The organism is Mesorhizobium sp. M0518, from assembly GCF_040321125.1.
GTDB lineage: Bacteria > Pseudomonadota > Alphaproteobacteria > Rhizobiales > Rhizobiaceae > Mesorhizobium.
This window is the reverse complement of the sequence record NZ_JAMYQY010000005.1, coordinates 128,306-149,218: the sequence shown is the minus strand read 5'-3', so window position 1 is coordinate 149,218 and position 20,913 is coordinate 128,306. Positions and strand designations below refer to the sequence as shown.

Annotated in this window: 20 protein-coding genes; 14 read left to right on the top strand and 6 right to left on the bottom strand. The window is 63.0% G+C overall.

Translation table 11 applies throughout. The annotated features are described in order from the left end of the window. Positions 1 to 17: 17 nt before the first annotated feature. From thrS to NKI66_RS09105, 4 genes are all read left to right on the top strand, one after another. Positions 18 to 1,994: a threonine--tRNA ligase gene (thrS, locus tag NKI66_RS09120; RefSeq protein ID WP_023810487.1), complete on the top strand. Its 1,977-nt coding sequence runs from the start codon at positions 18 to 20 to the stop codon at positions 1,992 to 1,994. 86 nt (positions 1,995 to 2,080) lie between these two features. Next, positions 2,081 to 3,019, top strand: coding sequence for a lysophospholipid acyltransferase family protein (locus NKI66_RS09115; protein ID WP_023810488.1), 939 nt, complete (start codon positions 2,081 to 2,083; stop codon positions 3,017 to 3,019). Positions 3,020 to 3,127: 108 nt separating this feature from the next. Then, on the top strand, positions 3,128 to 3,403 hold the full coding sequence (locus NKI66_RS09110; protein ID WP_023810489.1) for a type II toxin-antitoxin system ParD family antitoxin: 276 nt from the start codon (positions 3,128 to 3,130) through the stop codon (positions 3,401 to 3,403). After that, positions 3,393 to 3,707 (top strand): type II toxin-antitoxin system RelE/ParE family toxin, encoded by a 315-nt coding sequence (locus NKI66_RS09105; protein ID WP_023810490.1) that lies wholly within the window; start codon positions 3,393 to 3,395, stop codon positions 3,705 to 3,707. Before NKI66_RS09110 ends, NKI66_RS09105 begins: the two co-directional genes overlap by 11 nt. A 34-nt stretch (positions 3,708 to 3,741) precedes the next feature. Here the strand turns inward: NKI66_RS09105 and NKI66_RS09100 are convergent, their stop codons facing one another. Next, positions 3,742 to 4,704, bottom strand: coding sequence for an RgsD C-terminal domain-containing protein (locus NKI66_RS09100; protein WP_352751492.1), 963 nt, complete (start codon positions 4,702 to 4,704; stop codon positions 3,742 to 3,744). Between the two features lie 158 nt (positions 4,705 to 4,862). Between NKI66_RS09100 and NKI66_RS09095 the strand changes: the two genes are divergently transcribed. Together NKI66_RS09095 and NKI66_RS09090 are read left to right on the top strand one after the other, a co-directional pair. After that, positions 4,863 to 5,447, top strand: a complete 585-nt coding sequence (locus NKI66_RS09095) for a nitroreductase family protein (protein WP_352751490.1) — start codon at positions 4,863 to 4,865, stop codon at positions 5,445 to 5,447. Next, a complete protein-coding gene (locus tag NKI66_RS09090; protein ID WP_352751488.1) occupies positions 5,448 to 6,056 on the top strand; it encodes a flavin reductase family protein in 609 nt (202 codons plus the stop codon). It begins immediately after the preceding gene. Here the strand turns inward: NKI66_RS09090 and NKI66_RS09085 are convergent. Then, positions 6,053 to 6,784: a TetR/AcrR family transcriptional regulator gene (locus NKI66_RS09085; RefSeq protein WP_352751486.1), complete on the bottom strand. Its 732-nt coding sequence runs from the start codon at positions 6,782 to 6,784 to the stop codon at positions 6,053 to 6,055. The two genes, NKI66_RS09090 and NKI66_RS09085, sit on opposite strands and share 4 nt — an antisense overlap. A gap of 108 nt (positions 6,785 to 6,892) precedes the next feature. Here NKI66_RS09085 and NKI66_RS09080 point away from each other — a divergent pair, with 108 nt between their 5' ends. Continuing rightward, on the top strand, positions 6,893 to 7,567 hold the full coding sequence (locus NKI66_RS09080) for a methyltransferase family protein (protein ID WP_352751484.1): 675 nt from the start codon (positions 6,893 to 6,895) through the stop codon (positions 7,565 to 7,567). Between the two features lie 7 nt (positions 7,568 to 7,574). On the opposite strand, the gene NKI66_RS09075 is transcribed toward NKI66_RS09080, so the two are convergent. Both NKI66_RS09075 and NKI66_RS09070 read right to left on the bottom strand, forming a co-directional pair. Next, entirely contained in the window at positions 7,575 to 8,456 is an 882-nt protein-coding gene (locus NKI66_RS09075; protein ID WP_352751482.1) for an HpcH/HpaI aldolase/citrate lyase family protein, read from the bottom strand. Positions 8,457 to 8,459: 3 nt separating this feature from the next. Beyond that, positions 8,460 to 8,912, bottom strand: a complete 453-nt coding sequence (locus NKI66_RS09070) for a MaoC family dehydratase (RefSeq protein ID WP_140760577.1) — start codon at positions 8,910 to 8,912, stop codon at positions 8,460 to 8,462. A 148-nt stretch (positions 8,913 to 9,060) separates the two neighbouring features. On the opposite strand from NKI66_RS09070, the gene NKI66_RS09065 reads away from it, so the two are divergent. Beyond that, on the top strand, positions 9,061 to 10,185 hold the full coding sequence (locus NKI66_RS09065; RefSeq protein ID WP_352552897.1) for a DUF2336 domain-containing protein: 1,125 nt from the start codon (positions 9,061 to 9,063) through the stop codon (positions 10,183 to 10,185). Here the strand turns inward: NKI66_RS09065 and NKI66_RS09060 are convergent. Continuing rightward, positions 10,182 to 12,248, bottom strand: coding sequence for an FUSC family protein (locus tag NKI66_RS09060; protein ID WP_352751481.1), 2,067 nt, complete (start codon positions 12,246 to 12,248; stop codon positions 10,182 to 10,184). The genes NKI66_RS09065 and NKI66_RS09060 overlap by 4 nt on opposite strands. A 45-nt stretch (positions 12,249 to 12,293) precedes the next feature. After that, positions 12,294 to 14,351 (bottom strand): DNA topoisomerase IV subunit B, encoded by a 2,058-nt coding sequence (gene parE, locus NKI66_RS09055; RefSeq protein WP_023810500.1) that lies wholly within the window; start codon positions 14,349 to 14,351, stop codon positions 12,294 to 12,296. A gap of 229 nt (positions 14,352 to 14,580) precedes the next feature. Here parE and cpaB point away from each other — a divergent pair, with 229 nt between their 5' ends. Genes cpaB through NKI66_RS09025 form a run of 6 tightly spaced genes read left to right on the top strand, consistent with a single transcriptional unit; the run spans position 14,581 to position 20,912 of the window. Further along, the gene (cpaB, locus tag NKI66_RS09050; RefSeq protein ID WP_245273189.1) at positions 14,581 to 15,507 is read left to right on the top strand and encodes a Flp pilus assembly protein CpaB; all 927 of its coding nucleotides are present in this window, start codon (positions 14,581 to 14,583) and stop codon (positions 15,505 to 15,507) included. Positions 15,508 to 15,564: 57 nt separating this feature from the next. Continuing rightward, positions 15,565 to 16,983: a type II and III secretion system protein family protein gene (locus NKI66_RS09045; protein WP_502897886.1), complete on the top strand. Its 1,419-nt coding sequence runs from the start codon at positions 15,565 to 15,567 to the stop codon at positions 16,981 to 16,983. A 4-nt stretch (positions 16,984 to 16,987) separates the two neighbouring features. Next, positions 16,988 to 17,257 (top strand): hypothetical protein, encoded by a 270-nt coding sequence (locus NKI66_RS09040; protein WP_128303365.1) that lies wholly within the window; start codon positions 16,988 to 16,990, stop codon positions 17,255 to 17,257. A 49-nt stretch (positions 17,258 to 17,306) separates the two neighbouring features. Beyond that, positions 17,307 to 18,521: a CpaE/TadZ family protein gene (locus NKI66_RS09035; RefSeq protein WP_023810504.1), complete on the top strand. Its 1,215-nt coding sequence runs from the start codon at positions 17,307 to 17,309 to the stop codon at positions 18,519 to 18,521. Continuing rightward, positions 18,518 to 19,942 carry a TadA family conjugal transfer-associated ATPase gene (locus NKI66_RS09030; RefSeq protein ID WP_023810505.1) on the top strand — a complete coding sequence of 475 codons (1,425 nt, stop codon included), beginning with the start codon at positions 18,518 to 18,520 and terminating at the stop codon, positions 19,940 to 19,942. The genes NKI66_RS09035 and NKI66_RS09030 overlap by 4 nt, the downstream gene beginning before the upstream one ends. Before the next feature lie 4 nt (positions 19,943 to 19,946). Then, positions 19,947 to 20,912: a type II secretion system F family protein gene (locus tag NKI66_RS09025; protein ID WP_023810506.1), complete on the top strand. Its 966-nt coding sequence runs from the start codon at positions 19,947 to 19,949 to the stop codon at positions 20,910 to 20,912. Position 20,913 lies beyond the last annotated feature (1 nt).

Genomic DNA, 20,913 nt, shown 5'->3' with positions numbered 1-20,913 from the left:
CTGGATAGGAGATATATATGCTGAATTCCGTTTCCCTGACATTTCCCGATGGCTCCGTCCGCGAATACGACGCGGCGATGACCGGTGCCGGCCTCGCCGAATCGATCTCGAAATCGCTGGCCAAGAAGGCGGTCGCCTATGCGATCGACGGCACCGTTCGCGATCTCAGCGATCCGCTCGGCAAGTCCGGCAAGGTCGAGATCGTCACCCGCGACGACCCGCGCGCGCTGGAGCTGATCCGCCACGACGCGGCCCATGTGCTGGCAGAAGCCGTGCAGGAATTGTGGCCGGGAACGCAGGTGACCATCGGGCCGGTGATCGAGAACGGGTTCTACTACGACTTCGCCCGTAACGAGCCGTTCACGCCTGACGATTTTCCGGTGATCGAGAAGAAGATGCGCGAGATCATCGCGCGCAACAAGCCGTTCACCAGGGAAGTGTGGTCGCGCGACAGGGCGAAAAAAGTCTTTGCCGACAAGGGCGAGCGCTACAAGCTGGAGCTGATCGACGCCATTCCTGAGGATCAGAATCTCAAGATCTATGCGCAGGGCGACTGGTTCGACCTCTGCCGTGGCCCGCACATGGCCTCGACCGGGCAGATCGGCAATGCCTTCAAACTCATGAAGGTGGCCGGCGCCTATTGGCGCGGGGATTCGAACAACCCGATGCTGACCCGCATCTACGGCACGGCCTGGGCCGACCAGGCGCAGCTCGAAGCCTACCAGATGATGCTGGAGGAGGCCGAGAAGCGCGACCATAGGAAGATCGGCCGCGAGATGGACCTGTTCCATTTCCAGGAAGAGGGACCGGGCGTCGTCTTCTGGCATGCCAAGGGCTGGAAGATGTTCCAGAACTTGGTCAACTACATGCGCCGCCGCCTCGACGAGCAGGGCTATCAGGAGGTCAACGCGCCGCAGGTGCTCGACAAGAGCCTGTGGGAGACGTCAGGCCATTGGGGCTGGTATCGCGACGCCATGTTCAAGGTGACGGTCGCCGGCGACGACACCGATGACGACCGGGTCTTCGCGTTGAAGCCGATGAACTGTCCGGGCCATGTGCAGATTTTCAAGCATGGGTTGAAGTCCTATCGCGATCTACCCGTGAAGCTTGCGGAATTCGGCAATGTGCATCGCTACGAGCCGTCGGGCGCGCTGCACGGGCTGATGCGTGTGCGCGGCTTCACGCAGGACGATGCGCACATCTTCTGCACCGAGGAGCAGCTGGCCGCAGAGTGCCTGCGCATCAACGATTTGATCCTGTCGACCTATGCTGATTTCGGTTTTGACGAAATCAGCGTCAAGCTTTCGACGCGGCCCGACAAACGCGTCGGCACCGACGAAGCCTGGGATCACGCCGAAGCAATCATGGGCAGCGTGCTGGAGACGATCAGGACACGATCCGGCAATCGCATCAAGACCTCGATCAATCCGGGCGAAGGCGCCTTCTACGGACCGAAATTCGAATATGTGCTCAAGGATGCTATCGGCCGCGAATGGCAGTGCGGCACGACGCAGGTCGACTTCAACCTGCCGGAACGGTTCGGCGCCTTCTATATCGGCTCCGATTCCGAGAAGAAGCAGCCTGTGATGGTGCACCGCGCCATCTGCGGTTCGATGGAGCGCTTCCTCGGCATCCTGATCGAGAACTATTCCGGCCATTTCCCGCTGTGGTTCGCGCCGCTGCAGGTGGTGGTGGCGACGATCACCTCGGATGCCGACGGCTATGCGACCGAAGTGGTGGCAAAGCTGAAGGCCGCCGGGCTGTTGGCGGAAGCGGATTTGCGCAACGAGAAGATCAACTACAAGGTCCGCGAACACTCGCTGGCCAAGGTTCCGGTCATCCTCGTCTGCGGCAAGCGCGAGGCGGAAGAGCAGACGGTCAACATGCGCCGGCTGGGCTCACGCGACCAGGAATCGCTTGGCCTTGACCAGGCGATCGCGCAATTGACCGAAGAAGCCGTCACGCCCGACCGCAGGCGCAAACGCGCTGCCTGATCGGCATAGTTTTTCGGCCAAATGGCGGTGGAGCGATCCACCGCCATTTTCATATCCTTGTCACGCCGACCTTGTAACGAACCCCTATGCTCAAGCTGAAATCGCGCGAACGACCCTTTCCCGAGCTTTCCTATGCCAATCCGCGCCAGCCGGCGCTGACGCGCTGGTTCATCCATTCGATCGAAGGCCTGTCGGGCCGCGACCGCTACACCGCGCTTTACGATTTTTGGCGCCGCCAGGTCGTGCCGACCGGCGAGCGTGTGTTCAGCCGCATGCTCGACCTGATCGACGTCCGCGTGCGGACGGCAGATCAGTGGCCGCCAGCGCAATTGCCTGATACGCCGCTGGTGATCGTCGCCAATCATCCGTTCGGCATCGGTGACGGCATTGCCGTGCTGTCGCTGGCCGAGCAGCTCGGACGGCCGTTCCGGGTGATGATCCACAAGGACCTGCTCAAGATCCGCGAGATGGAGCCCTACTCGCTGCCGATCGACTTTTCCGAGACCAAGGACGCGCTGAAGAACAACATGGCCGTGCGCCATGAAGCGGTGCGGCTGCTGAAGGAGGGCGTCACCATCGTGGTGTTTCCGGCCGGCGGTGTCGCCACCGCGCCAAAAGGTTTTGGCCGGGCGCGCGACCTGCCGTGGAAGATGTTTCCGGCCCGTCTCGTCCAGGAGGCCAAAGCGTCGGTCATCCCGATGCATTTTTCCGGGCAGAACGGCAGGCTGTTCCATCTGGTCAGCGGCCCGATGAACATGGCTGAGAGCGACGGCCGGGTGGCGAAATTCATCGGCAAGGCCTCGGTGACATTGCGCACGTCGCTGCTCATCCACGAATTCGCGCGGTTGTCCGGCAAGGCGATCGACGTGCGTGTCGGCAAGATGCTGAGCTGGAGCGAACTGGAGCCATTGCGCGACCGCAAGGCGTTGCTCGACCGCCTTTATCGCGGCGTGTTCGACCTTGCGCCAGTCGTGAGGCGCCGCCGGATTCCGTTCCTGCCGGCGCGGACCAAGCTGGCTGCTTGAGGCAACAAACGTCCGGCTCACGAGGGGCCGAGACTCGACCGTCCGTTCAGAAAATAGTATGACACTGTAACGTTGCGGTGCTATAAGGAGGCAAGAAACGAACTTGCCATGAGAACCAGCAAACCAATCACCGTGACCCTCGGCCGCCAGCAGAGCAGCGTCGACGCACGTCTGGCCTCGGGCGCCTACGATTCCGCCAGCGAAGTCATGCGCGCGGCGCTACGCGCCCTCGATCGCGAGGAGCAGATCATCACCGCTGTTATGCACGCCAAGGTCCAGGAAGCCCTTGACGACCCGCGTCCGGACATCCCGGCAGAAGACGTCTTCAAAGCGTTGCGCGCCCATCATGCGGACCGCATGAAGGCCTCTAAGCGTGACGCATAAGGTCGTCTTCAGGCCAGCGGCTCAAGCCGACCTCTTCGCCATCTACAATTACATCGAAAACGACAGCGGGAATCGGCGTGCCGGCGACTACGTCAACCGCATAGAGGCCGCGTGTATGGCGCTGTCCACCTTCCCGGAGCGCGGGACCGTGCGCGACGCTGTTGGCCCCGGCGTCCGCATCGTCGGTTTTGAACGCCGCGTATCTATCGTTTTCCGGGTCAACGGTGACACCGTGGTCATCCTGCGTGTGCTCTACGGCGGACAGGATTATCCGGCCAGTTCAGAGGATGAAGCAGACACCTGATTCCTCTGGTAGGGATTGCGAACTGCAGTCTGGTCTAATCAGCGCCTTCCTCAGGGTCCATCGCCGCGGCCTCGGTGGCCAGAACCTCGATTTCCTGGTTCTGCCCGGCCACGACCGTAAAATCCTTCTGATAGATGCGGTCGCGGTTCTTGGCGATGATGGTGTAGTCGCCCTCGGCCAGCACCATAGAGGCGAAGGCGCCGACGGTTTCCTTGATCGGATCGCCGGATTCGTTGAGCAGCGACCAGGACGTATCGGCGATCGCCTCGCCACCGGTCTCACGCACCAGCTTCATCGTGATCTCGGCGGCGTGGTGCTCGACGGTGGCTTCGGTCAGCTTGCCGGCCTCGACGCGGATGTCGGAGCGGATGACCGCGTTGACCGCGCCATAGGTCGAGACGACATGGTAGATGCCGGCGTTGAGCCGCACGACACTGTTGGGCTCGACATCGGGAATGATCAGCGCGCGGTCGCCATTGGCCTCGGCGGTGCCCTCGTAGATCGAAAAGCGCAGCTTCTTCGGTGGAATGCGCACGCCGCCGGACAGCACGGCGTCGAGCTTGAGGCCGCCGGCATCGAGCACGAGGCTTTCGCGCTTGGCGTCCTTGCCGACAGTGATGCGCTTGGTGGCTCCAGCCCGGCCGTAGGAGGCGTGAACCAGATAGCTGCCAGGCTCGAGCTGGAAGACGGCGGTGCCGCCATGGGAGGAGGCGACCATCGGCAATTTGCCGTTGACGGCTTCGGGCTTGAAGACCCGCCAGACGATGCCGCGCGTGATGTCGGAACCCTTGTCGGTCAGCTGGGCGGACAGCGTGATGGCGCCGCCGCCGCTTAGTGCCAGTGACGTCTCGCCTTTCGGCGTCGCGTAGCTCGAAATTCCCGGAAGCTTCAGGTTGCTAACACCGTCGACGTTCTGCGCCATGGCGAACGAAACCGGCGCCATCAACAGCAGGGCACCGAGCCAGATCAGGAAAAGACGGACAGTCCCCTCAAACATGCCTTGCGTTGAAGCCCATGGCGGTGGCAATTTCAAGGCTTAAGAGTCCGATCGATACGACTCTCTTCCGTCCGGCGTATCCCGCGTCAATGCCCGAGCCGCCGAATTCCCGATGGTGCGCTTCAGCTCAAAACAGAATGTTCAGGAGACTTGCGCCCATGGCGTCGCCGATCATCGATTTCCTGCTGACCCGAAACTCCGCTCCGATTCCTGATCTGAAGGAGCCGGCGCCGAGCGATGCGGAGATCGCGACGATGATCACTGCTGCTTCGCGGGTGCCCGACCATGGCCGATTGGAGCCCTGGCGCTTCATCGTCTATCGTGGCGACGCCCGCGTCGGGATCGGCAGGCAACTGGCAGCGCTTGCAGAGCAGCGGGAGGGCCCATTGCCGGAAGGCCGCCGCAATCAGGAACTGGCGCGGTTCTCGCGCGCGCCGCTGGTGATCGGCGTAGTATCTATCCCCCGGGAGAATCCAAAAATCCCGCAATGGGAAATGTTCCTGTCGGGCGGCATGGCGGCGATGAACCTGATGACAGCAGCCAACGCGCTGGGCTATGGCACCAACATGATCAGCAACTGGTATTCAGATGTGCCGGAGGGCAGGGCGCTGCTGGGGCTGGCGCCGCAGGAGCGCGTCATCGGCTTCATCCATATCGGCTCCTATGCCGGCCCGGCACCGGAGCGGCCCCGGCCCGATCCGGCAAAGCTGTACAGTGACTATTCGGGGCCGTGGGCGGGCTGAATGTTCTACGAACCTTCAAAGGGCCACGGCCTGCCGCACGACCCGTCGAAGGCGATCGTGGCGCCGCGTCCGATCGGCTGGATTTCGACATTGAACGGGGCTGGTGAGATCAACCTCGCGCCATACTCCTTCTTCAATGCCGTCTCGACGCGACCGTTCATCGTCTGGTTCTCCTCCGAAGGCGAGAAGGACAGCGCCTCCTTCGCGCAGGAAACCGGCGAGTTCGTCGCCAATCTCGTCAGCCGCGATCTCGCGGAGAAGATGAACCGCACATCGGTCAATGCTCCGCGCGGCGTCAATGAGTTCGTCTATGCCGATCTTGCGATGGCGCCGTCGCGCCTGGTGGCGCCGCCGCGCGTGGCGGCAGCGCCGGCAGCGCTCGAATGCCGGGTGACGGAAGTTTTTCGGCCAAAGGCGCTGGACGGATCGCCGACAAGTGCCGTCGTCGTCGCCGGTGAAGTGGTCGGCGTGCATATCGACGACGCCTTCCTCAGTGACGGCCTGTTCGACATCACCAAGGCCGGCAATGTCGCTCGTCTCGGCTATATGGACTATGCCAGCGTCGACCAGGTGTTTTCGATGCGCCGGCCGCGCTGGGACAAGGACTAGATATCAGGCTTGGCCAGCGCCTTGCCGGCACTCTTTCGCCGCCTGGCCGTCATGACGGTGCGCACATAGCCGGGCTCGCCGATCCGGATGCTTCCATCGGGCAGGCCCAGTATGCGGTCGAGAGCGATCTCGTAGAGCCTGACGCGTTTCTCCAGGGCCTCGATCGCGACCTCCATGTCGGCGTCGCTGCCGCCGGCAATTGCCTTGGCAACGACGTCATGCGTGGCCATGCCGAACTGCATGACGATGTCGGCAACACCTTCCGGATCGAAGGTCCTGAAAGTGCCGTCTTCGATCCCTTGCCTGATGATCTTGACCAGCAGAGGTGAAAACGAAGCGCTGGCGGCCAGATTGATACGGTGGAAAAGCACCAGATTCTCAGGCCGAAACATCGTCTCGAAAAGAGTCCAAGCTTCCGGCGCGGTCTCGATCTTGGCCCGCCGCGACCGGCTGAGCAGGCCATTCAGGCGGCCAAGCGGGTCTAGGCCCGGATCGTCGATTATGTCTTGCACCCCAGCCAGTGCCTGTCTTGCAAAGCGATCGGCCAAGGCTTCCAGAAGAGCCTCCTTGGAGGGGAAGTAGTGATAGAAGGCGCCCTTGGAGACGCCGGCGGACGCAATCACGTCGTTGAGGCTCGCTTTGTCATAGCCCTGCGTCAGGAAAAGCGTCTGGGCATGGTCCAGAAGTTCTTCTCGCCTGAACTCTGGATGCTTGATGATACGGGGCATGATGAACCTTCTTCACAGCTCGCTTGAATTACAGACCATTGGTCGGTATGGTAGACCGATGGTCTAAAATTGCTAGCGCAAGTGAGTGGATATCATGAAAGGTCGATCATGATCGCGAAATTGGTCCTTCAAACATTCGTCTGGTTTGGCGCCATGGGCGCCTTGCTCTTCCTGTCGGCCAGCACGCTGCACTGGCCGGGGGCGTGGGTCTATCTGGTGGGGATGGTGGGGCTCAGTCTCACCTTGGGCGTGGCGCTGGCAAGGCGCGATCCCGGCCTGATGAATGAGCGGCTGAGTTCTCCCATCCAAAAGAATCAGGACACGGCCGACAAGGTCCTGCTGTCCATACTACTGTTCGCTATCTTTGGTTCGCAGATATTCATGGGGTTCGACGTCCGTTTCGGCTGGTCCGTGGTTCCCGTCTGGGTGCAGGTGGTCGGCGCGCTCGTCCTGCTGCTCGGAATCTGGATCTGCTATCTGACGATGCTGGAGAACAGTTTCGCGGCGCCCGTGGTGAAGATCCAGGATGAACGCGGACAACATGTGATCTCCACGGGGCCTTACAGCTACGTCCGCCATCCGATGTACGCCGGCGCCATCCTCTTCTTCGCCGGCACGGCACTTCTGCTTGGTTCCTGGTGGGGGCTGGCGTCGGTACTCGTGATCGTCGTTCTCCTGGCCATCCGCACCTTCATTGAAGAGAAGACGCTTCGCACCGGCCTGCGCGGCTATGACGACTATGTGGCCCGGGTCCGTTACCGCCTGATCCCGTTGGTTTGGTAGCAGGCGCTCAGGCGGAAACACCTGCCGCCTTTGCCCGCGCCAGAAGCCCCTCGGCTAGCCGCAGGTGCGGGCGGTCGAACATCCTGCCGTCGATGTTGACGACGCCGGGACTTCCCGCTGCCGCGAACGCGGCAACGATTGCCGCCGATTGTCTCACGGCGTCGACCGACGGCGTGAAGGCGGCGTTGATGACCGGCACCTGATCGGGGTGGATCGCCATCTTGCCGGTGAAGCCATCGCGCTCGGCCTCGGTGCATTCCGCTTCGAAGGCCGCCATGTCGCGAAAATTCGGGAAGACGGTGTCGATCGCCTCGACCTCCGCCGCACCGGCGGCAAGTATGGTCATGGTGCGAGCGTGACGGAACACGTCCGCGTAGCGGCCATGCTCGTCGCGGGCGCTGCGCGCGCCGATCGCCGCCGACAGGTCTTCAGCGCCCCAGGTGAGGCCGGCAAGCCGCGCGCTTGTCCCGGCATAGGTCGCAGCCGCCAGCACGCCTGCCGGCGTTTCTGTGATGATCGGCAGGATCTTGATCGCGCCGTCGGCCAAGCCGTTTTCGGCCTCGCGCACCCTGAGCTTTGCCGACAGGTGCTGCACATCCTGGCCGCTGTTCGACTTGGGCAGCATGATGCCGTCGGGTCGTGCCGGCACCAACGCCGCCAGATCGTCATCCGTCAGCGCGGTCGACAGGTCGTTGACCCTGACATAGATGGCTGAACTGGTTTGCGCCCTGCGTTCTAGGATGAAGCGCGCCGCCACCTCGCGTGCCAGCGCCTTGTTGTGCGGCGCCACGGAATCCTCAAGGTCGACGATGACCACGTCGGCGCCGGCACCAAACCCCTTTTGCAGCTTCCTCTCGGAATCACCGGGGACGAACAGCAAAGAACGCATGCGTCAGGCCGCCTTCTTCAGCATCATCGCTTGCCTCGTGCATTTGGCGACAAGGTCGCCATGCTGGTTGTAGGCGCGATGCTCGAATTCGACGATGCCGCGATCGGGTTTCGACCTGGACTCGCGCACCGAGATGACTGTCGTCTCAACGCGAATGGTGTCGCCATGGAAGACCGGATGCGGAAACACGGTCTCCTTCATGCCGAGATTGGCGACCGTAGTGCCGACTGTGATGTCATTGACCGAAATGCCGATCATCAGGCCGAGCGTGAACAGCGAGTTGACCAGCGGCTTGCCCCATTCGCTCTTGGCGGCGAAATCGAAGTCGATGTGCAGCGGCTGCGGGTTCAGCGTCATTACCGAAAACAGCATGTTGTCGCTTTCGGTAACGGTCTTGCGCAGCGTGTGCTGGAAGACATGGCCGACAACGAACTCTTCGAGATAAAGCCCGGCCATTTCTTCTCCCCAGGTGCTTGACGGTGATAGGCGCTGCAAATCAGGCTCGCAAGCCAGTTAATGAACATGGTGAACGGTTCGTAAACCAATTCTGCCTACGGTCGTCAGTGGGTCAGAAGCTTCTGACAAGGGGCGTAAGCAGGCGGGCATGGTTGTTGTTTCGCATTTCCTGAAATGGATCTACACGGCCAGGGTGTCGGAGCGTGCCGCGGCGGCGAGCGCTCTGGCCCGGGCCTATATCAATTCCGAATTGCCTTTCGAGGACCGTTGCGCCGCCGAGGCGGCGCTGACGCTGTTGCTCGACGATGCCTCGTCGAAGGTGCGGCTGGCGATGGCCGAGGCGCTGTCGATGAGCCACCACGCGCCAATGCAGATCATCAGCGTGCTGGCCTCCGACCAGCCGGAAGTCGCCGGCGTGGTGTTGGCGCGCTCGCCGCTGCTCACCGACGCCGACCTGATCAACCGCGTGGCTTCAAGTCCGAAGGCGACGCAGAAATTGATCGCCGACCGGCCACTCGTCTCGATGGCGCTGTCGGCGGCCATCGCCGAGATCGGCGAGGCGGACGCCTGCGCCGTGCTGCTCGCCAACAGCGGCGCCGACATCGCCTCGCTCAGCTTCCGCCGCATGGCCGAACGGCATGGGCACCTGCCGCTGGTGCGCGAGGCGCTGATATCGGATATCAGGCTGCCGGCCGACTGCCGGCATATGCTGCTCGTCAAGCTTGGCGAAATGTTGAAAACGTCGCCACTGGTGATGGCGATGATGGGCGCGGCGCGAGCCGACCGCGTCATGCGCGACGCCTGCGTCAAGGCTTCCGTGACGCTGATCGAAGGCACGCGCCAGGAAGAACATGCGGCCCTGATCGAGCATCTCAGGCTGCGTGGCGACCTTACCGCGAGCTTTCTGATCCGCACCATCGCGCATGGCAAGGTCGATTTCTTCGGCTCGGCGCTGGTCGCGCTCAGCCAGCAATCCGAACAAAGGGTAAGAGCGCTGCTGGCCGGCGGGCACGACGTGGCCTTGCAGGCGCTGTTCCGCAGCGCCGGACTCGCCGCAGTCACCCATGCCATCATCCTGCGTGCGCTGAAGATCTGGCGCGAGGTTGCCAACGGCAAGCGCGTCGCCGGTGTGCAGGAGGTCAGCTGGCTGATGCTCAAGGAGGTGGGCGGTCAATCCGCCGAGGGTGATCTCGCCGCCTTGGTCAAGTCGATCCATCTCGACGCGCTGCGCGAAAACGCGCGAGGCCACGCGCTGGCGATAGCGGCAGCTTAACCTTTATCCCTCGCGAAAAAGTCCGGGAAATCCTCAATCGCGGCGGCGATGATGCGCAGCGATGCTGCGATTTGAAGCAATTCGCTGGTGCCGTTTCGCTCGGCGATGTTCGCTGCGTACTGCCGGGCGACGGCGACGGTCGAGGTCTGCGGATCGCTGGGGGCGCGGAAAAGCAGTTCGCGCGCCAGTCCCCTCAGGAAGTTGGCGATCGAAAGCGCGGTCTCGGATGGAATGGCATGGCTTTGGCTTGCATCGCGCAGCCGAAGGACCTCCAGGCCGACGGTGACGGCGGCGACTCCGCCGCCCAGAACCGCATCGCCCTTCTGACCGGCATTCTGCACCAGCGGCATCAGCTGGTTGATGCGGTCGTAGGCGAGGCTCTCGAAGGCCGAACGTCTCGGCACGCGCTCATGCAGGCAAAGCCGCGCCAGATCCTCGCGCATGGCGCGCACGATGCGGTTGGCCGCGAGCCACGGATCGGCGGGTAGCACGACGATGAAGACACCGATCGCCAGCAGGATGCCGACCAGGATCGACGCCGAACCGGCGAAGAAGGGTCCGGGATCGTAGGTCATCGCCTGGTGGGGGCTCAGGAAGGCAAGGAAGTTGATGGCGAAGGCCGTCGCCACGCCGACATAGCGTGGATTGGCCATGGCCAACGCCGTCGGTACAAGGATGGGCACGACAAACAGCATGAACCAGCCGAAGCCGGGCAGGGCAGGCAATGCGATCTGGCCGACGAGAAAGGCAAACGGCAGCGCCAGAAGCGTTCCCTTGAAGAAACCCCAGGCGACCTGCACAGGGTCGGGGCGAGCAGCAAACAGGCTCGATACGACAGCAACGAGAATGACCGTACCGGCCGCTTCCGACCATTTCGTCGTCAGCCAGAAGGCAGCGACCAGCAGCGTGGCAAGGGCAGCACGCAAGGCGTTACGCGATGCGCCGGCGTAATCGCGATGCACCACCAGCGCAGGCTGCCTGCTGCCCCGGGCCGGACGCGTGGCAGGCGCGCGCAGGGCGTCGAGGCCGCGCAGCACCTGCTTGAGCGCATCGGCGAAATCGGCGGCGATGGTCAGGCGGGTGATAGTGCCGATCCTGTCGTTGCCCTGGTCGGTCGAGGTATCGGGCATTTGCCGGGCGTTTCCGGCAATCGCATCGAGCCGAGCCACCCACAGCGCCGTATCGTCCAGCGCGCCGGGCTTGGTCGCCAGCTCGCTGACCAGCGATTGTAATTCCGAGCGCACCGGAATGAGCGCCGCATTCTTCGGGGCGGCGTGCGAATGCAGCGCGCGTGCCGCCGAGAGCGCGGAGAGCAGCTGTCCGATGGTGCGCCGGACTGGATGGGCGCGCGGCGCGAAGCTTGGCGCTTCGAGCCTGGCATAGGCGCGCATCTCGCCGAGCGTCTGGGCATCAGTGATCAGCTTTCGGTGCAGCGCGGACAGCGTTGCCGGGTCGCCGCCGGAGAACGCACCGCCGGCATAGGTGGCAAGATCAAGGATGCAGCGTTTCAGGCGCGAGACGATGGCGTCGCTGGCCAGTTTTGGCAGGATCAGGCGGCTGGTCAGGCCGGCGCAGACAATGCCAAGCACGATCTCGGCACAGCGCGCGACCGCGAGGTCGACGACGAGATGCGGCTGTCCGAAAGCGGGCAGGCCGATGATCATTGCGGTGTAGCCCGTGAGGGCGGCGCCATAGGCTTCCGGATTGCGCAGCAGCGACGAGACGAAGGTGCAGATGCCGATCCAGACGGCAAGCACCGTTACCAGCACCCAGGGGTTGGTGCCGCAAACGGTGGTGATGCCGATCGCGGCGATGCCGCCGACCAGCGTGCCGAGCAGCCGGTAGAAGCCCTTCGCCAGTACCATGCCGGCAACCGGCTGGGCGACGATGAACACCGTCATCATGGCCCATTGCGGATGGTCGAGCTTCAGCGCATAGGCGGCTAGCAGAGCGATCAGGCCAGCCGAAACAGTGCGCAGCGAGAAAATCCAGTCCGAACGCGTCGGTTGCGTCAAGCCGGCTAAACTCGTCTCGAAATAGCCTTTCAGCCGCGCCCAGGTCACATGCTCGTCTCCGCAACTGGAGCCTTGTTATGGACCGGCTGGTGGCTAGATATCCAGCACTTCCGTCTCGGCGAATTCGGCGCGTTCCTGGATGAAGCGGAAGCGGGCCTCCGGCTTGGTGCCCATCAATGCATCGACGGCGTCCTTGGTCGCCGCCTCGGCGTCGATCACATCGATCCGAAGCAGCGTGCGCTTCCTCGGATCCATGGTGGTTTCCTTGAGTTGGGCCGCCATCATCTCGCCCAGACCCTTGAAGCGGCCAAGCTCGACCTTGCCGCGCCCGGTAAATTCGGTGCGCATAAGCTCGTCCTTGTGCGCGTCATCCCGGGCATAGGCGACCTTGCCGCCTTGCCTGATCGAGTATAGCGGCGGTACCGCCAGGTAAAGGTGGCCGCCGCGCACCAGCGCCGGCATCTCCTGGTAGAAGAAGGTGATCAGCAGCGAGGCGATGTGGGCGCCGTCGACATCGGCGTCGGTCATGATGATGACGCGGTCGTAGCGCAAATCCTCGTCGCGGTATTTCGACCGCGTGCCGCAGCCGAGCGCCTGGATCAGGTCCGAAATCTGCTGGTTGCCGGCAAGCTTGTCGTTGCCGGCGCTGGCAACGTTGAGGATTTTTCCGCGCAATGGCAACACCGCTTGGCTGGCGCGATCGCGCGCCTGCTTGGCCGAGCCGCCGGCCGAGTCGCCTTCGACGATGAACAGTTCAGCGCCGGCCGCGGCATTCTGCGTACAGTCGGCGAGCTTGCCCGGCAGCCGCAATTTGCGCACCGCGCTCTTGCGCGACACTTCCTTTTCCTGGCGCCGGCGTACCCGCTCGTCGGCGCGCGCGATCACCCATTCGAGCAGCTTCGAGGCTTCCTGCGGGTTGTCGGCCAGCCAATGGTCGAACGGGTCGCGGATCGCGGTCTCGACGATGCGGATCGCCTCGATCGTCGCCAGCCTGTCCTTGGTCTGGCCGACGAATTCCGGCTCGCGGATGAACACCGACAGCATGCCCGCCGCCGAGATCATGACGTCTTCCGAGGTGACGATCGAGGCGCGCTTGTTGCCGACGAGATCGGCATAGGCGCGCAGGCCCCGCGTCAGCACGTTGCGGAAGCCGGCCTCGTGTGTGCCGCCTTCGCCGGTCGGGATGGTGTTGCAGTAGGAATTGATGAAGCCGTCGCCGCCGAACCAGGTCACCGCCCATTCCAGCGACCCATGGCCGCCTTGTTTCTCGCTCTTGCCGGCGAAGATTTCGCGCGTCACCTGGAAGTCGTCGCCGAGCGATGCCTTGAGATAGTCCTTCAGGCCGCCGGGAAAATGGAATTCCGCCTTGGCCGGTGTCTGGTCCTTTTCCTTGATCAGCGACGGATCGCAGGTCCAGCGGATCTCGACACCACCGAACAGATAGGCTTTCGAGCGCGTCATGCGGTAGAGCCGCGCCGGTTCGAACGCCGCGCCCTTGCCGAAAATCTGCTCGTCGGGGTGGAAGCGGATCTTTGTGCCGCGCCGGTTGTGGACCTCGCCCAACTGTTCCAGCCCGGTCACGGGAACGCCGCGCGAGAATTTTTGCCGATAGAGTTGCCGTCCCCGCGCGACCTCGACCTCGAGATGGTCCGACAGCGCGTTGACCACGGACACGCCGACGCCATGCAGGCCGCCTGATGTCTCGTAAACCTTGGAGTCGAACTTGCCGCCCGAATGCAGCGTCGTCATGATCACTTCAAGCGCCGGCTTCTTGAACTTCGGGTGCGGATCGATCGGGATGCCGCGGCCATTGTCGGTCACGGCGAGATAGCCATCGGCCGAGAGCTCGACATCGATGAAGGTGGCATGGCCGGCCACCGCTTCGTCCATCGAATTGTCGATGACCTCGGCGAACAGATGGTGCATCGCCTTGTCGTCGGTGCCGCCGATATACATGCCTGGCCGTCGGCGCACCGGCTCCAGCCCTTCCAGCACCTCGATGTCGGCGGCGCTATAGCCCTCGCTGCCGTCCTTGGTCGAGGCAGGACGCTTGGTGGCTTGCACCACCAGTGGATCCGCAGGGCGCGCTGGCGCGCGAACCGGCTGCGGCTTGTTGTCGTCATTGCCGAAAAGATCGTCCATGCCTGCCATAGAGTCCGATGCTGCGAATCACCTCGCGATACTGCCACGCTTTTCAGCGCCAAGCGACCGAGGTTCCTGTTCCGTTCGGGGATATGGCCCCTCTTACTCCAAAACCATTCGATAACCAAGCCGGCGGAAATAGGTCCGATACCGCGGTGCAGGATTCCTGATTCTTTAACAATGCCGCCTAGGGTTAAGCCCAACAAAACAAGAAACTGCGGGCATCAGGGGTTTCGGCGTGAGGGGCAAGGCCATATCGATGATCGGCATCGCCGCCGTTTTCGGGGCGATCTCGATCTTTGCCGCGGATTTCTGGGTCAAAAGCCAGGCCAAGGCCGATTCCGAAGAGAAGACGTCGTCTATTCCGGCAGCTGTCGTGCCGAAGGTCGAGTTCAAGACCATCGTGGTGGCGAATGCCCCATTGCGCTACGGCATGGCGCTCGACCGCGCGCAGCTCAGCGAAATCCCGTGGTCGCAAGAGGCCGTGCCGCAGGGCGCCTTCACCACCATCAATGCGGTGCTTGCCGATGGCAGCCGCGTGGTGCTGTCGCCGATCGAGGTCAACGAACCGGTACTGCTGACCAAGCTGTCCGGTCCGAACGGCCGCGCGACACTCTCCAACATGATGACGCCCGGAATGCGGGCGGTCACCATCCGCACCGACGAGATAGCAGGTGTCGGCGGCTTCGTCACACCGGGCGACCGCGTTGATGTCGTGCTGACGCGCGATGCCGGCGAAATTCAGGAAGTGGCCAAGAATGCACAGGGTGCGGCCGGATCGACGGTCACCTCCGAGATTGTCGTTGCCGATGCCAAGGTGCTGAGCGTCGGGCAAGGTGCCGACGAGCGCCAGACGACGCCGCAGATTTCCAATTCGGTGACCATCGAGGTGACGACCGACGGCGCGCAGAAAGTGGCGCTGGCCCGCACTGTCGGTACGCTGTCGCTGTCGCTGCGCTCGGCCAGCGAAGGCGGCGACGGCAAGGGCGGCGTCACCACCATCTCTTCGTTCGGTGGATCGGCCGCCTCGAACGTGCAGGCCGCTGCCGGCTCGCTGTTCGATGCCGTGGTGAAAGAGCCGGAGAAGCCGAAGTTCAAGACGGTCATCGTAACGCGCGGCACAAAGGCCGAGGAATACCAGGTTCCTTCGCGGGACCAGAAATAAGCCAGTGGGGACTGGGTGAGGGACGGGACAATGTTCGGGCTGTTCACATATCGGGTCATGGGGCGGTTGCGCGTTTTGCGTGCGGCGGCTGTCGCGTCTTCGCTGGCTGCTGCCGCGATGCTGGCCTTCGGCGCCTCGGCGAGGGCTGACAACGAGATCGTCTATGTGTCGTCGACCAAGAATGCGTCAATCAAGGTCGCCAAGGGCAAGCCGAAGACGATCATGACCAGTGCCGCCTTCTACCAGATCGTCATCGGCGATCCGGAGATCGCCAACGTCAATCCGCTGACCGACAAATCCTTCTATGTGCTCGGCAACAATCTCGGCACCACCGGCATTGCCCTGTTCGATGAGAAAAAGCAGCTTGTCGGCACTGTCGACATCGAGGTGACGCTCGACACAGACCAGTTGGCCAGCACCATTCGCGCCAGCGTGCCGGATGCCAGGATCAAGGTCGGATCGGCCAATGGCCGGGTCGTGCTGTCGGGCGAGGCGGATGACGCGGTCGCCGCCGAAAAGGCAAACAAGATCGCGACGCGCTTTTCCGGCACTGAAGAGGTGATCAACTCGGTCAACATCTCGTCGTCGCAGCAGGTCCAGCTCAACGTCCGCTTTGTCGAAATCAACCGCCAGGCGGGCCAGGATCTCGGCGCCAAATACGCCGCCAATTTCGCCTATGGCATGGGTGGCCGCGACGTCACGCTGCCGGCCGGATCGATACAGGGCGCGGGAACAGGCGAGATCATCGGCAAGCTGCTGTCGAATGGCGTCTCCATCGATATCGCCATCAAAGCGCTGGAAGAGCGCGGCTTGGCGCGGCGGCTGGCCGAGCCGAACCTGATCGCCCGGTCCGGCCAGACGGCGAGCTTCCTCGCCGGCGGCGAGTTCCCGATCCCGGTCTCCGAGGACGACGGCAAGATCTCGGTCAGCTACAAGAAGTACGGCGTCAGCCTGGATTTCACGCCGACGGTTCTGAAGGACGGGCTGGTCAGCCTGGACATCGCGCCGGAAGTCTCCTCGATCGACGCGTCTGCCTCCTACAACATAGGCAGCATTTCGGTGCCCGGTTTCATCGTGCGCCGTGCCAGGACATCGGTCGACCTGAAGAACGGCCAGAGCTTTATGATCGCCGGATTGCTGCAGTCGCAGAACGACATCACCACGTCGCGCATTCCCGGCCTCGGCAAGATGCCGGTGCTTGGGGCGCTGTTCTCGTCGAAATCCTATCAGCGGCGCGAGACCGACCTCGTCATCATCGTAACGCCCTATCTGGTCAAGCCGGTCGATCCGTCGAAGAAGCTCGTCGAGCCGACCGATGGCACGCAGCCGGCCAGCAACGCCGATTATTTTCTCAACAACACCGAGGAAGTGAAGGGCGCCGATACCGGTCGCACCGTGGCGCTGGCAGACGGCCGCGTCACTCAACCTGCAGCGGCCGCTTCGGCTGGGCATTTCCTCGACCTGCCGAAGGATTGAAGCCATGCGTCTGGTCTTTGGATCGAGCGTCGCCTTGCTGCTGGCCGGCTTTACCGCTGGCTGCACCAGCGACGACTATGTGCGCAGCGAAGGGCCGACGGCCGGCGCCGGAAATGCGCAGGCCGCCAACACCGTCATGCAGATGGTCGATCCCTGGAAATACGGGGTCCAGAACACCAGGCTCCTGGTGCCGGCCCAACGAGGCAGTGCCGCGGCCGTAACACCCGATCAGGCGGCCGGTGCCAAGGCGTCGCAGTCCAGCACGACCAATTGATCCCACGGGCAACTGATCCAACGGTCGATCGACCTGACAGGCTGACAGAATGGCAAACGGCATCAAGACCAGGAAGATCCTGCTCGTATCGACCGACAGGACGTTTGCGCAGGACACGCGCACCGCGTTTTCCGCCTCCGAGATCATACAGCTCTCGACAGTGGAGAAGAACGTTACCGAGTTGCGCGGCGAGATCCAGGAAGCCGACTTCGGCGCCATCATCGTCGACATGGATGCGGCAAGGCTGGAGGAGGTCGAGTCGCTGCAGCGCATCATGCGCCGGCTGGAGGACAAGGTTCCTGTCGTCGTCGTCACCCAGGAGTTCAACGCGGCCGCGGTGCGTATTCTCGTGCAGCTCAAGGTCGCGGATTTCCTGGTCAAGCCGATCACCACCGCCGATCTGGTGCGCTCCGTGGTGAGGGCGCTGCAGGGACCCGGTCGGGAGGAAAACAGCGAGTCGCAGATCTACACCTTCATGCCTGCCGCGGGCGGCGTCGGCACCACGACGCTGGCGCTGCAGACCGCCTTTCAGCTGCATCACTCGGTGACGCGCGGCGCGTCGACCTGCGTCGTCGATCTCAATTTCCAGCAGGGCGCCTGTGCCGAATATCTCGACCTCGAACCGCGTTTCGACATCACCGAGATCGAGAACCAGCCCGAGCGTCTCGACCGCCAACTGCTCGACGTGATGCTGTCCAAGCATGCCAGCGGGCTGTGCGTGCTGGCGGCACCGGCGCATCCGGCAGAGATGCGCTCGTTCAAGACCGATGTCGTGGTGCGCATGCTGGACCTCGTTTCGGCCTATTTCGACAATGTCGTCATCGACATGCCACGCACCTGGTTTCCATGGACGGAAACCGTGCTGCTCGGTTCCAACAAGCTCTACATCGTCGCGGAAATGACGGTGCCGTGCCTGCGCCACACGCAGCGGCTGATCCAGGCGGTCTACGAGACTGCCGGCAAGGAAGTGAAGCCGAACGTTATCGTCAATCGTTTCGAACAGAAGATGTTCGATAACGGCATCAAGCAGGCGGACGTCCAGGAAATTCTCGGCGAGCATTTCGTCGGCGGCATCGCCAACAACTACCGGCTGGTGCGCGAAGCGGTCGATCGCGGAGTGCCGCTGCACGAGATCGATCCCAACGCCAATGTCGTCAACGACCTGAAGAAGATCATCCTGCCGGAAGAAGCGGTCCCAACCCGCGCGAAATCGCGCTCGCTGTTTGGTATGGGCCGTGGATTGCTGAAGAGGAAAGCCGGATGACCAGCCGCTTCTCCGCCCTGCAGAACCGAGATGCGCGTCCGCAGCAGCGCGCGCCTGAGACGACGCCGGTCGCCCATCATGCCGTCGTCATTCCGACCAGCCGAAAGGCTTTGCCGGCAAAGCCGGACACTGCGCCGGCAAAGAATGCCAACAAGGTGCTCGATGCGCGCGTGCGTATCCACAGGCTGCTGCTCGAAGAGATCAATCTTGTCGCGCTGGAACGTTTGCCGAAGGAAGAGATGCGCCGGCAAGTGCATGATTTCGTGTCGGAAAAGACCAAGCAGGAGCGGATGGCGATCAACACCGTCGAGCTCGACGCACTGGTCGACGACATCGTCGACGAGATGGTCGGCCTCGGTCCGCTCGAGCCGCTGCTCAAGGACCCCGACATCAACGACATCCTGATCAACGGCCACATGAACTGCTTTGTCGAAAAGAAGGGCAAGCTGCAGCCGGTACACATTCCGTTCAAGGATGAGGCGCATCTCCTGCGCATCGTCAACAAGATCGTCGCCGCGGTCGGTCGCCGCGTCGACGAATCGCAGCCGATGGTCGATGCCCGCATGCTGGACGGCTCGCGCTTCAACGCGGCCATCCGCCCGGTTGCGGTCGATGGGCCGCTGGTGTCGATCCGCAAGTTCTCCAAGAACAAGCTCGGTCTGCACAAACTGGTCGAATTCGGCGCCATCACCCAGAACATGGCCGAAGTGCTGGCGGCGGCCGTGCATGCCCGCAAGACGACGATCATTTCGGGCGGCACCGGCACCGGCAAGACGACCATGCTCAATGCGCTGTCGGCCTTCATTCCGGAAGACGAGCGGCTGATCACCATCGAGGACGCGGCCGAACTCCAGCTGCAGCAGCCGCATGTCGCGCGCATGGAGACGCGGCCAGCCAACATCGAAGGCCATGGCGAGCTGAAGCAGCGCGACCTGGTCAAGAACGCACTGCGCATGCGCCCCGACCGCGTCATTCTCGGCGAGTGCCGCGGCGAGGAGGCTTTCGACATGCTGCAGGCGATGAACACCGGCCACGAAGGGTCGATGGCGACCATTCATGCCAACACGCCTCGCGACGCCATTTCGCGGCTCGAGCAGATGCTTGGCATGACCGGCATGCCGATGACGGTACAGTCGATCCGCAGCCAGATCGCCAGCGCGCTCGACCTGATCGTTCAGCTGACGCGCCTGTCCGACGGCAAGCGCAAGGTGACCAGTGTCGCCGAGGTGACCGGCATGGAAGGAGATGTCATCCAGATGCAGGAGATCTTCCGCTTCGTGCGCACCGGCATGGAGGCCGACGGCAGGATTCTGGGGCACTACGAGGCGACCGGCATCCGGCCGCGCTTCCTTGAGGATCTGCGCGCTATGGGCATCGAGTTTCCTGGACGATATTTCGAACCCGGCCGGCCGCAGGAGTAGCCAAGTGTTCGATGGAATGAGCGCGATCTATGTAGTTTATGCCGCGGCCGCGCTGACCGGCATCCTGATCGCCGAGGCCTGCTACCTGCTTTACGCCGGTCGCAGCGACAAACGCACCGCCATCAACCGGCGCATGAAACTGCAGGAAAGCAAGATCACCCAAGAGCAGGTGCTTGTCCAACTGCGCAAGGAACGCGGCCTCGATGCAGGCACGCCGCTGTTTTCGCTGGATCGGTTCCGCGCTTTGCGAACCCAGTCGGGCATGATCATGCCGCTGTCGAAATTCCTGATGATCACCTGCGGCGTGGCGATGGCGATGACCCTGGTCGCCATCTGGTACGGCTTGCCGCCGCTGATGGGGCTTGTGCTGTTTGTGGTGCTTGTGCCGGTGCTGCCAGTGATCACGCTGCGCTTCAAGCGCAAGCGCCGGGTGAAGCGGTTCGGCATGCAGTTGCCGGAGGCGCTGGAACTGATCACGCGTGGCCTAAAGGCCGGCCATCCGGTGCCGGTGGCGATCGCCATGGTCGCGCGCGAGATGCCCGACCCGATCGGCACCGAGTTCGGCGTCATCGCCGACGAGGTGACCTATGGCTCCGATCTGGTTTCGGCGTTGAACTCGCTGTTCGACCGGGTCGGCCAGGAGGATCTGCCGCTGTTCGTCACCGCTGTCTCGATCCAGACCAGTTCGGGCGGCAATCTGCGCGAGATCCTTGACGGCCTGGCGACGACGATCCGCGAGCGCGGCAAACTGCGCCGCAAGGTGCGCGCAATTGCGACAGAAGGCCGGATGTCGGCCTACATACTGACGGCGGTGCCGGCGTTGCTGTTCACCGCTATCATGGCGCTGATGCCGGGCTTCTACAGCGACGTCTGGGGCGAGGCGAAAACCTGGTACCTGCTCGGTGGGTCTATCACCTGGCTGATGCTGGGCAATCTGATGATGTTCAAGATGTCGAATTTCAAGTTCTGAC

Coding starts and splice junctions, on each gene's coding strand:
- NKI66_RS09035 (WP_023810504.1), top strand. CDS start 17,307: ATGGCAAACGGCATCAAGACCAGGAAGATCCTGCTCGTATCGACCGAC.
- NKI66_RS09075 (WP_352751482.1), bottom strand. CDS start 8,456: ATGCGTTCTTTGCTGTTCGTCCCCGGTGATTCCGAGAGGAAGCTGCAA.
- parE (WP_023810500.1), bottom strand. CDS start 14,351: ATGGCAGGCATGGACGATCTTTTCGGCAATGACGACAACAAGCCGCAG.
- NKI66_RS09045 (WP_502897886.1), top strand. CDS start 15,565: ATGGGGCGGTTGCGCGTTTTGCGTGCGGCGGCTGTCGCGTCTTCGCTG.
- thrS (WP_023810487.1), top strand. CDS start 18: ATGCTGAATTCCGTTTCCCTGACATTTCCCGATGGCTCCGTCCGCGAA.
- NKI66_RS09070 (WP_140760577.1), bottom strand. CDS start 8,912: ATGGCCGGGCTTTATCTCGAAGAGTTCGTTGTCGGCCATGTCTTCCAG.
- NKI66_RS09080 (WP_352751484.1), top strand. CDS start 6,893: ATGATCGCGAAATTGGTCCTTCAAACATTCGTCTGGTTTGGCGCCATG.
- NKI66_RS09100 (WP_352751492.1), bottom strand. CDS start 4,704: ATGTTTGAGGGGACTGTCCGTCTTTTCCTGATCTGGCTCGGTGCCCTG.
- NKI66_RS09090 (WP_352751488.1), top strand. CDS start 5,448: ATGTTCTACGAACCTTCAAAGGGCCACGGCCTGCCGCACGACCCGTCG.
- NKI66_RS09110 (WP_023810489.1), top strand. CDS start 3,128: ATGAGAACCAGCAAACCAATCACCGTGACCCTCGGCCGCCAGCAGAGC.
- NKI66_RS09040 (WP_128303365.1), top strand. CDS start 16,988: ATGCGTCTGGTCTTTGGATCGAGCGTCGCCTTGCTGCTGGCCGGCTTT.
- NKI66_RS09085 (WP_352751486.1), bottom strand. CDS start 6,784: ATGCCCCGTATCATCAAGCATCCAGAGTTCAGGCGAGAAGAACTTCTG.
- NKI66_RS09095 (WP_352751490.1), top strand. CDS start 4,863: ATGGCGTCGCCGATCATCGATTTCCTGCTGACCCGAAACTCCGCTCCG.
- NKI66_RS09030 (WP_023810505.1), top strand. CDS start 18,518: ATGACCAGCCGCTTCTCCGCCCTGCAGAACCGAGATGCGCGTCCGCAG.
- NKI66_RS09115 (WP_023810488.1), top strand. CDS start 2,081: ATGCTCAAGCTGAAATCGCGCGAACGACCCTTTCCCGAGCTTTCCTAT.
- NKI66_RS09065 (WP_352552897.1), top strand. CDS start 9,061: ATGGTTGTTGTTTCGCATTTCCTGAAATGGATCTACACGGCCAGGGTG.